The sequence below is a fragment of the Candidatus Lokiarchaeum ossiferum genome, assembly GCA_025839675.1.
In the GTDB taxonomy this organism is placed as follows: domain Archaea; phylum Asgardarchaeota; class Lokiarchaeia; order Sigyniarchaeales; family Promethearchaeaceae; genus Lokiarchaeum; species Lokiarchaeum ossiferum.
In genome coordinates this window covers 926,629-938,102 of the sequence record CP104013.1, presented here as the reverse complement: position 1 = coordinate 938,102, position 11,474 = coordinate 926,629, and the positions used below count along the sequence as shown (strand labels likewise).

The window sequence follows — 11,474 nt, the reverse complement described above, 5'->3', positions numbered from 1 at the left end:
CACTTTTTAATATGATTTTCCATCAGAATTTCAAATCAACTTATTATGTTTATAACTTTTCGCAAATCTTCAACTGTGTAGGGTTTTTTTAGAATTGCTTGGAATCCATATTTTTTATAATTTGCTAAAATTTCATTGTTTGAATAACCACTAGAAACAATCATTTTCGCATCGGGATTAATTCTAAGAATTTCTCCTGCAGTGGCTTCACCTCCGAGACCTGCTGGAATAGTTAAATCCATTATTACCAGATCATAAGGAGTGTTTTCTAGAAGAGCTTGGTTATATAATTCTATTGCTTCTTCCCCAGCATAAGTTGAATCCATCCGATATTTGTAGCGCTTAAAAATTCGTGACAACATCCGATGAATGGCTTTATCATCATCCATTACAAGTACTTTCATATTCTCAGGAAGTATAGAATTTTCATTACGTTTTTCTTCTATCACAAAAGCTTCATCCCAGACAGGCAAAAATATGTTAAAAACTGTCCCAACTCCTTTTGTTGATTGAAAGTTAATGTGACCATTGTGGTTTTTTATCACCGAGTAGCTCGTTGCAAGCCCTAAACCAGATCCTCTAGATTTTGTAGTAAAATAAGGTTGAAAGATTTTTGATTGAATTTCCTTTGGAATGCCTTTTCCAGTATCTTTAATTGCAATTTTAAGATATTTACCAAAAGGAAGGGGAATTGTATCAATCCGATTAATATCTATTGTTGAGCAGCTTATTGTTATAATACCTCCTTTTTCCATGGCTTGTTTTGCATTGATTAACAAGTTATTAATGACTTGTAAAATTTGATTTGCATCTACATTAATGGGAGGGATTAAATCTTCAAAAATACATTGAGTTTTGCAATTTGAGCCTCGAAGAACAAAAGAGGATGCTTCATCTAAGATTTGGATTATGGACTCTGTTTTTTTTATTGGTTTTTTCCCTTTTGAAAAAGTTAAAAGTTGTTGTGTAAGATTTGTGGCTCTATGAGTTGCTTGCAATGTTTCAGTTAGGAGTAATTGGGTTTCGCCCTCTAAAGATTCCATCTGCATTAATTCTAAATTTCCTAATACGGAAGTTAAGATATTATTGAAGTCATGGGCAATACCACCCGCCAAAAGGGCTATCGATTCCAATTTTTCTTTTTGCATTTGCTCTTCGCTTCTCTTTACTTCACTCTCTCGTAATTGAAGTTCCGCATTTTTCATTTTTGAGATATCTACAATAGTTCCTTCAATATATATTTGGTTTTTTTCATCAATTCTACGCAAATTCTCATGAATCCATTTCATTTTTCCATTTTTAGTTTTGATCCTATATTCGCGTTCTGTAGAATAATTTCTAATTACATGTAATCTATGGATATTTTCGGATAATCTTTCTAGATCATCTGGATGCATTAGTTTTTTCCACGTAATTTTTTTATTCATGAATTCTTCTTTATCATAACCAGAAATTTCTTTAACCATACCTTCGAAAAGAACGATTTTGTCATTTAGTAATCTTCTAAATGCAATTCCATGAAAATTCTCTACAAACGACCGATAAATATCCATAATAATCCTATTTTTTAATCAAGTGGATTTCAAGTATTTTAAATGAGAGAAGCACTAATATATTTACATTTCAAAAATTTTTCGTAAATTCTAGAAAAAAAAATGGGAATTATTTCATAGCTAAATAATTTTATATCAATTTTGTTATCATAGGAATCCTAATAGATCCGGTTCCAATTTGCTCCCAAAGTGTTTTCCATATCTGTTAATTTTATGTAATCCAATTGTTGAACTAATTGATCTAAAGATATTTCACTTTTTTGATATCTTTTAGCTAGAATTGAGATTAAATATGTCGGTACGAATTTAATGAAATTCAATTGACTTATGAGATAAATTCTTTTCTTATTGTGAACAAAAACAATATTGTGCTTTTCCAATTGTTCAATTGTGTCTTCTTTATTCTTTAAAACCGTGAGTGCGATTTCATAAGGCATACCGTTGTGAATATCTTCATTCAATAATGAAATGAGTTCTTTAACTCCTGGTTCTTGATATAAATGCATTAGGGGTTGTAAATCTTCATTTGGAATGATCTTAGGTGACATATACCGTTGAGTTATTACATCTCGAATTATATCTGTATTAGGTTTTTCTTTTGGAGGTAAGAAACAAGAATAAACATCATTTACCAAGAAAAGGGAATCTGGAGAACCGGGGATATTATTTATTTGAATTAATCCTAATCGTATGAAGGGAGTTAAGAGAAGATCTACATTCAAATCAGAGTAACCATATAAATCTTCTAACTTAGATTTCAATTGCTTTTTCGTGAGAACCCCATTTCTTAATATTGAAAAAATGTCCGATCTCACTTTATCCTCAAATAATCTTAAAAATAATTGTTCTTGGTCAAGATCAGAATAGGTTTTAACAATTCGATATGTTTCAGACAATACGTGGTTAAAATGAGGATGATCAATCTTGTTAATTAAATCTTCCGCAATGTTGTCCAAGATCTCTTGAAAAATTCGCTCATCATCTTCTGGAGACAGTTCTAACACAATGAAATAGGTCTTAATGGTTCTAATTTGTTTCTTTAAATAGGAGCAATAATACTTATCCTGCTCGTTATCATAATAGGAAATAAAGTATTTTTTAGGATTAATTTCATGTTGGGCCCAAATTTTTAAGAGAACTTCTTTTGGTGGGAAATTTTCTTCGGGAGGAAATTGAACTAAGGTTCGAGGTCCAAGTTGCATATCCCAATTAACAAGAATTAATTTTTGCATAGAAATTGCTCCAATACTAGGATAAACAACTTTTTAAATTTAAATATTTTACTGAGTAAGAAGCTTCAATCGATTAAACTAAAACTTCTCAGAAAAAATGAAAAAAAAATAACCCTTGCTAGAAAATCTTAGGTTTAGGGAACATTTTATTATAGATGAAGTATAATAATGCACTGACTGTTGCTTCAATTGGAAGAATGATTGTAGCCATCCTTCCAATATATCCTTCGGTCATTTCTGACATGTAGATTATGACCATTGCAAACGTTCCTATATACACCAATAATGCAACCACTCCAATTAAGATCCATTTTAGTAATGTCTGACCAATATTCACATCTTCTATTACATACTTATATTTCATTTTACCGAACAATCTAACTTTTAGTTCTAATGTAATAATACCTGTGATGGGTCCAATTGGGAAGAATAGAGTGGTTATTATCAAATAATCTATGAAATATTCTTTTCCAATCATAAAAATGGTTGGAAGGAAAGAAGAAATTGTCAATACTAAGAAAATCCATCTCACTTTTGCATTCACTTGATCTCTTACTGTTATTGGTAAGGAAGCATGAATTGTTGATCCCGTTGATTCCACATTCAATAATCCCCAAACAATCATAACTCCAGAAAGAACTGAGTAGATGATATTCACAGTAAAAAGTACAAATAAGGCTTCATTTCCCTGTTCGCCTACAAATCCCGTTGTTGCGATTCCTATAAATGGAAGTAAGATGGGCATGATAACAAGCATCATCATTTGCATGTCTCGAGTAATCATTTGTCTATCTTTTAGGAAAAATGCTTTCACTGGTTCTTCTATACATAACTTTACATCCTCAATAGTGGTTTTTTTTGCATTTTCATCAAAAGATTTGGATTTCTGAACAAAAACATTCGTAAGAAGTTTAAGTGCTTTATTTAATAAGATGTATGTAAATCCAATAAACAATAGCAATCCGAGAAGAGATGTGATAATCAAAGTTGTAGATATTTCTCCGTTTCCTGTTAAAACGATTAATACTTCAACTAAAGAATAACTTGCCGTAAAAGGGAGAGGTATGGCGCTGAATATAAGATTAAGGGTATTAATAGTAGATGAAGGAATACTGCTTAAAGTTGCTTCGGTAAATAATGTTGGAATGAATCTCATTGCAAAATTTAATCCCAAGGACATACTCATCGAACCAATCAAATATGAAAGCATAACAAACATTCGTGCAAAAGTTGCTTTTTTCGAATTTGCTTCGTTATTATTCATGATTCTATTGATTTTTTCTCCAATTATTACAAGTAAGCTAAATGAGAAGACTATATTTATAATCGATAACAGAAGACTCAACAGAGTAAGCACTATACTTTGAGTAATAATGGCGGTACCGATTGGAAGAACGAGTAGCAAAGCAACAAATTGTACATCCATACCACGGAAGAATGTCATCATTGTAATTTTTCGCATATCTTTCATTTCAATGGGTAATGTAGAAAGCCATTTCAAATAATCGCCTGAAAGTAAACTTGAGGCAAAGAACATCCCAAACATAATCAGATACATTATCTGAATTAAAAACGAAGCACTTAGCGTCATGCTTCCCGCAAAAATCAAATAACTTTCGGGGATAATATTTTCAGCAATAGCACTTCTAATACTAATGAATGCTTGAATCGGGATAATCACCATTAGAGCAATGAAAACACCTACAACAATTTTCATGGTAATACTTTGCATCTTCATATATTTTCGATTTTTTTCCATTTTCTCCAAAATTTTGCTCTGTTGAGAACCTGCGATGTCCAATTGAGATTGTGTGAATGCCTCCGTGTAAGCAAACTTAGAAATTTTGTATAATTGTTTATTATTCATTGAATTCGATGCCTCTACTTATGGTTTCCATTCATAGTTGCTCTAAGTTTTTCAATGATCTCATTTACCGATTCGTCTTGATCTGTTAACTTTAAGAAGATATCTTCTAAATCATAATCTGGACCAAGTTTTTGTGCCTTTTCGCGCAATTCATCAATTGTTCCATCAGCAACAAGTTTTCCTTGATTAACTATTCCGATTCGATCACATAGATCTTCTGCAACTTCCATGATGTGCGTCGAAAATAAGACGGAACCTCCCCGTTGGGTATGTAATTCCAAAATTTCTTTAACTACTTTCACAGATTTTGCATCTAAACCTGCTAAAGGCTCATCCATGATTAGTAATTCCGGATCGTGTAGAATTGCTGCGATGATTTGGATTTTTTGTTTGTTTCCTCTAGATAGGGTCGATATCAATCTCTCATAATATTCTACCGCCCCCAAACTATCCAAATATTGGGCTAATTTTTCTGAAACTCGTTCTCCTTGCAACTTTCGAATCGAAGCAATGAAATTAAACAATTCCTTAGGAGTGAGTGATTTGTAAATTAGAGGTTCTTCGGAAACATAACCAATCCGGTTCTTCAATTCTACCTCATCTCTCTCAGGGTGAAGTCCTAATACATCAATATTGCCCTCATTTGGTTCTAATAAACCCAAAATCATTTTAATTGTGGTTGTTTTTCCCGCTCCATTTGGTCCAAGTAATCCGTAGATTTCTCCTTTTTTAATATTGAAAGACAAATCATTCACAGCGTGCACATTTTCAAAAGATTTTGATATGTGTTCAACTTTAAGCATTATATTTGATTCACTCATAAATTTTAACCTAATTAACTTTAATGGAATTTTCTTTAGTAATATTATGAATCTTTTTTCTTACTGATTGGATAGGAAAAGTTTCATAAATCTAAATTAAATTAATTTAGGGTAAGAAATATATGATTTCCTCATTACTCTGATGGATCCATAGGGCGCCAGATGGAAAGAAGATAAAAAAAATTAATCGTTTCGTTGCACTACATAGCTTTCGTCAGTATAATCTAATTCTTCACAACATATTTCTAATAATTCAGCGGTTTGTTCCTGAATTAATCGCGCATTAGCAAAATTTGTTGCATTAAACGGTATAATTCGGTGATTCATTAGCTTTTCTAATTTCTCAATTGATTCCGCCTTTTTTTGATCTTGTTTATTCCCGACAATAATTAATTCAGCATGTGGGACGGTCTTTTTTGTCAAATTTAAAAGATGTAAACTGTCTTTAGCATTTTTTTTGGTTGAATCAAGAACAATTATAACCGCATCAGAACCTAAAAGAAACTTTTGGACCATGTTTTCTGGGATTTCATCTGAAAAATCCCATAGTATTATTGGAATATTGAATAATCGAAATGAATGTCGTTCAATATTCATTGTTGGTAATAACTTTTCAGGCTTTATTCCTTCAATGTAATTACAGATCGATGTTTTGCCAACACCATTGTATCCCAATATTGATATCTTTGGGGGTCTATTTTCCATAGCAAAATCGACAAGTTTCTCAAAGGGCTTTTTAAAAACTGTTGGTTCTTTTTGTAAAATTTCGGGTTTCTTATCTTTTAAGAAATCCAAGGTCTTTTCTATCACAGAATGTAATGTTGGATAAAATTTCTCTGGGACAATAGAATCATCGTACGTTAAGGCAAAGAATAAAGGAAAAGGTTCCAAAATTTTATAGCAGATGATCTTAACTGAAAGTAAATCTAAAACGGTTTCTTGATTGAAATACTTCCGGGCTGTCATTTCTTCATTTATGTTAATCATGAAATTTGAGAGAAAATCTGGAGTTATAAAAGAGAATGCTATATCCTTGGAATAAACAGATTTTTTCTCTCCAATGATGGTTACGTTTTTCAACAAATGCAATCAAACAAATAAGTTATTATGAACCTAAATAAATCATTGAATGTAAAAAAAAATTACCAGTATATTTCACGAAGATATTGATGGTAATCAGAAAGAGATTTTATCAATACTTTTTCATGGTATTTTTCTATGCTGGTTATGCCTGCATCATGCAAATTCTCAATCGCTTCAACCAATGCTTCGACAAGCTGGATGTTGGTTATCACCGGAATATTGAATTCAATTGCTTTTCTACGGATAAGATATTCATCTTCTAAAATCTGATTGCTGTGAATTTTGTTTGATGCAAGGGGAATATTGATGACTAAAGCCAAATCGCGTTTTAGAATATAATCCACTATATTTGGTTTGATTTCTTCTTGACTTACTTTATTGAGGATGCCCACGTTAATACCTTGATCCATGAATACATCCGCAGTGTGGGGGGTTGCAAAAATTTTAAAACCTAACTCTTCCAAGCGTAATGCAAAAGGTGTAATCGCTTGTTTTAACTCCATCCCGGCAACTGTAATCAAAATATTACCACATTCAAGTGGTACTTTGAATTCTGCGGCCATCATACTTTTAATTAAAGCATCAGGAAAATCTTCACCAATGCATGCTACTTCTCCGGTCGACATCATTTCAACTCCTAAGATTGGATCTGCTCCTTCTAAGCGCATAAAAGAAAATTGAGGGGTTTTTATACAAACATATGGGGGAATTGAATGTTTTATTAACCGTTTGGGTATTTTGCCTCCCATGATGACTTCGGCGGCTAACTTAATTAGATTCATGCCTATTGTTTTACTTACATATGGCATGGATCGGGAGCTACGGAGATTCATTTCAATTACATAGATTTTTTTATCTCTTACTAAATATTGGATGTTGAATGGACCTTGCACTCCCATAGCTAATGCAATTCTGCGTGTCTCATGCTGAATTTTTTCCCACATTTTATACGGCAGTGATGGTGCGGGAAGACTCATAGTGGCGTCTCCACTATGTACACCTGCATTTTCAATATGTTCAACTACTCCAGCAATGAACACATTCTCTCCATCCGCAACTCCATCACATTCAATTTCTCGTGCATCAGTAAAAAATTTGGTTATTACTACTGGATTTTCTTTGGAAACTACTGCTGCAAGTTCTAAATATTCTCTCAGTTCTGATTCTCGCGTGGCCACTCGCATGGCTGCTCCAGAGAGTACATATGATGGTCGCACTAAAACAGGATATTCAACATTTTTGGCAAACATTAAGGCATCTTCCATTTCTAAGAGCTGAGCCCAGCGGGGTTGAATAATTCCTAAAGAATCCATTATTTTTCCAAATTTCATGCGATTTTCAGCTTTATCAATATCTTTTCCTAAGGTTCCCAAAATTTTTATTCCTGTTGCATCGAAAGCTTTCTTATATTTGGTAAATTCTTGAGCTAGATTATTCCCAATTTGTCCTCCTACACTCACAATCAATCCTTGGGCATATTCTTTATGGCAAATGTCTAAGACGCGCTCAGGACTTAATTCTTCAAAATACAGTTTATCACTCACATCATAATCGGTACTAACTGTTTCTGGGTTATAGTTAATCATTATCACTTCATCTACATCAAGTTCTCGAAGTGCCCAAGCCATGTTTACACAGCCCCAGTCAAATTCGACTGAAGATCCAATCCGATAAACTCCAGAACCCAAAACTATGACCTTCTTCTTACCATTGATGTTTAGGTTGTTTTGTTCCGCATTGGAATAATCCAAATCATCAGTAGTTCCTCCATACGTCATGTACAAATAATTTGTGTTTGCTGGCCATTCTGCTGCTAAAGTGTCAATTTGCTTAACAACGGGTTGAATCCCCGCTTTATGCCGAAATTTACGAATTTCATAGGATTCTTGATCAAAATAACGACAGATTTGCCCATCAGAAAACCCATATCGTTTTGCATAAGCAATGACCATGCTTTTTATATGATTTTCGGTATCTAAAGGCATATTTTGCATCATTTTTTCTATTTGCAGGATATGTTCAATTTTATGAAGAAACCATTTATCAATTTTGGTTAAAGCATAAATTTCATCCACAGATAAACCCTTTCTCAAGGCAACAGGAATCAATAAATATCGAATGTCTGTGGGTGAATTTAATTCATGTTCTAATGCATCTCTGCTTAATTCACTCCATTCTTTTTCAAGATCATTTCCAACCGCCCCTCTCATACCAATATCAAGCATACGGATGGATTTTTGATAGGCTTCTTCAAATGTTCTTCCTATCCCCATCACCTCCCCAACACTTTTCATTTGTGTTCCAATTCTACGAGAAACGCGTTGAAATTTTTCTAAATTCCATCGAGGCATTTTTAATGCGACATAATCCAGAGCAGGTTCAAAACAAGCTGTTGTAATATTTGTTACCTTGTTTTTCAATTCAAGTAGGGTATAACCTAAAGCTAGTTTCGCTGCAATGTATGCTAAAGGATAGCCTGTTGCTTTACTCGCTAAAGCAGAACTGCGAGACAAACGTGCATTGACTTCAATTGCAATATATTTTTTAGATGTTGGGTGGAGTGCATATTGAATATTACATTCTCCAATAATACCAATATGTCGAATTGCGCGAATTGATGCCGATCGAAGCATTTGATATTCTTCATTGGTGAGAGTTTGGCTTGGGGCAACTACTATCGATTCACCTGTATGAATACCGCAAGGATCAAAGTTTTCCATATTACATACTGTGATTGTATTATCTTCTTTGTCGCGCATAACTTCATATTCGATTTCTTTCCACCCACCTACATATTCTTCCACAAGTATTTGTGAAATTACTGATTGAGCAAGTGCTTTATCAACTAAGGCATCAAACTGTTCTTTATTGTGGGCAATTCCTGATCCTGCTCCACCTAATGTGTAGGCCACCCGAATCATTACTGGATATCCAATATCAAGGACTATTTTTTCTGCTTCTTCTTTATTCGTTGCAGTAGCGGACTTGCAGATCTCCACGTCGCATTCCATCATTATTTTACGGAATAATTCACGATCCTCTGTATTTTGTATTGATTCAATCGGTGTTCCTAAAACTCGAATTCCATATTTTTTTAAAATCCCTTTTTTATACAGTTCTACTCCTACATTTAAGGCTGTTTGACCTCCAAAAGATAATAAAATGCTATCAGGGTGTTCTTTTTTAATAATGTCTTCAACAAATTCTGCAGTGACTGGCAATAAATAGACTTGATCAGAGAGATTTGGATCAGTCTGAATAGTTGCAATATTTGGGTTGATTAATATTGTATAAATGCCTTCTTCTTTGAGGGCTTTTAATACTTGAGATCCTGAATAGTCAAATTCTCCTGCTTGACCAATACGAATTGCTCCAGATCCTAAAACTAAAGATTTTTTTATGGAGAGGTCTAATGGCATTAAATCTCCTCCTCAATAGATTGATTTTTATCTCGTGGATGTGTAAAAGCGCGAAAAGCGATGTTTTGAAGAAAATCGTCAAATAAATAGGTTGTATCTTCGGGACCAGGGTATGCTTCTGGGTGGAATTGGACCGCAAAGATCGGTTTTTCTGGATGATAAATTCCTTCATTAGTTCCATCATCAGCATTCGTAAAAAGGGGTTTAAATCCCGATTTAAGCAAGGTGGTGATTTTTAGTGCATAGCCATGATTTTGACTTGTAATAAATCCCTTTCCTGTACGTAAATCAATAACTGGTTTATTTCCGCCTCGATGTCCAAACTTCATTTTATAAGTATCTCCCCCGGCAGCTAACCCTATAATTTGATTTCCTAAACATATTCCCATGCATGGGATATTGTTATTTATGATGTTTTTAGCTACTTCAATCGTTTCAATGCACTTTTTAGGATCTCCAGGACCATTACTGATTAAGATTCCATCTGGATCATATTTCATTATTTCTTCATAAGAAGTATTGTAGGGAACGATTACTACATCTAAGTTTCGTTTATTTAATTCACGTAAAATGTTATTCTTTACTCCACAATCAATTACAATTACTGTTCCAATACTTCTTTCTTCGGCTATTCTTAACTCTTGAACTTTTTCTCTAGAAATTTCAGCGACCAAATGGCGTTGATTTGGATCTAGAGCATTTTTAACTTCTTGCAACAACTCTGTATCGGAGGGTATGAGTTCATCTTTGGCAAATACTTGAAGCAACCCTAACTGAACTCCTTCCTTCCTGAGGATTTTCGTTAATTCACGAGTATCTATGCGTTCAATTCCAGGAATATGGTGTTCTTTCAAAAACATATCTAAATTCTTTGTCGATTCATAATGAGAAGGATTTTTACATGCTTCATGGACGATAAACCCGGAGCACTTAATAGAATCACTTTCAAACCACTTTTCTATCCCCGTTTGATCCTTTTCCCATGGAGGAACGCCATAATTTCCAACAAGAGGGTAGGTTAGAGTATAAAGTTGCCCATGGTTACTTGGGTCTGTCAATGCACAATTGTAACCTGCTGCAGTGAAGGTTGTAAATACTAATTCACCAATTGCTTTAGTTGTGGCTCCAAAACCGATTCCATGAAAAATTTTTCCATTACTAAGAACTAAAACCGCTTTTTGTTCTTCAAGCAGTGTTTCTAAGGTAATCATTTGCTTACCAACTAGATTCATACAGCATTTTTAAATGGGATCACTTTCCCATTAACAATAAAACTTTTTTCTGATGTGATTCTTTCTTAATCTTGCTCTAATTTTTTGATTCTGCTGAAGAATCCTTGGGAATCTTTCTTCAAATCCATATTTATGGAATTTTATGCTTTTAATCCGCTTTTCATTCAATGAAAAACTGAAATGAATATTTTAACTTCGTTTTGGTTATCTTTTCTGATGTTTCCAGCAATTTGCAGTAACTTCAATTAAAAGTCAAATTTCGTTCTA

7 protein-coding genes are annotated in these 11,474 nt (G+C 33.5%); all 7 read right to left on the bottom strand.

Translation table 11 applies throughout. The features are described 5' to 3' along the window. Nucleotides 1-35: 35 nt before the first annotated feature. Entirely contained in the window at nucleotides 36-1,553 is a 1,518-nt protein-coding gene (locus tag NEF87_RS03785; RefSeq protein ID WP_457918711.1) for a hybrid sensor histidine kinase/response regulator, read from the bottom strand. A 158-nt stretch (nucleotides 1,554-1,711) separates the two neighbouring features. After that, entirely contained in the window at nucleotides 1,712-2,785 is a 1,074-nt protein-coding gene (locus tag NEF87_RS03780; RefSeq protein WP_457918710.1) for a hypothetical protein, read from the bottom strand. Between the two features lie 118 nt (nucleotides 2,786-2,903). Beyond that, nucleotides 2,904-4,652, bottom strand: a complete 1,749-nt coding sequence (locus NEF87_RS03775; RefSeq protein ID WP_457918709.1) for a hypothetical protein — start codon at nucleotides 4,650-4,652, stop codon at nucleotides 2,904-2,906. Nucleotides 4,653-4,666: 14 nt separating this feature from the next. Continuing rightward, nucleotides 4,667-5,473 (bottom strand): ABC transporter ATP-binding protein, encoded by an 807-nt coding sequence (locus NEF87_RS03770; protein ID WP_457918708.1) that lies wholly within the window; start codon nucleotides 5,471-5,473, stop codon nucleotides 4,667-4,669. 183 nt (nucleotides 5,474-5,656) lie between these two features. After that, nucleotides 5,657-6,553, bottom strand: coding sequence for a Rab family GTPase (locus NEF87_RS03765; protein ID WP_457918707.1), 897 nt, complete (start codon nucleotides 6,551-6,553; stop codon nucleotides 5,657-5,659). A 62-nt stretch (nucleotides 6,554-6,615) separates the two neighbouring features. Next, nucleotides 6,616-9,975 (bottom strand): carbamoyl-phosphate synthase (glutamine-hydrolyzing) large subunit, encoded by a 3,360-nt coding sequence (gene carB, locus NEF87_RS03760; protein ID WP_457918706.1) that lies wholly within the window; start codon nucleotides 9,973-9,975, stop codon nucleotides 6,616-6,618. Further along, nucleotides 9,975-11,186 (bottom strand): glutamine-hydrolyzing carbamoyl-phosphate synthase small subunit, encoded by a 1,212-nt coding sequence (carA, locus tag NEF87_RS03755; protein ID WP_457918705.1) that lies wholly within the window; start codon nucleotides 11,184-11,186, stop codon nucleotides 9,975-9,977. Before carA ends, carB begins: the two co-directional genes overlap by 1 nt. Between the last annotated feature and the right edge of the window lie 288 nt (nucleotides 11,187-11,474).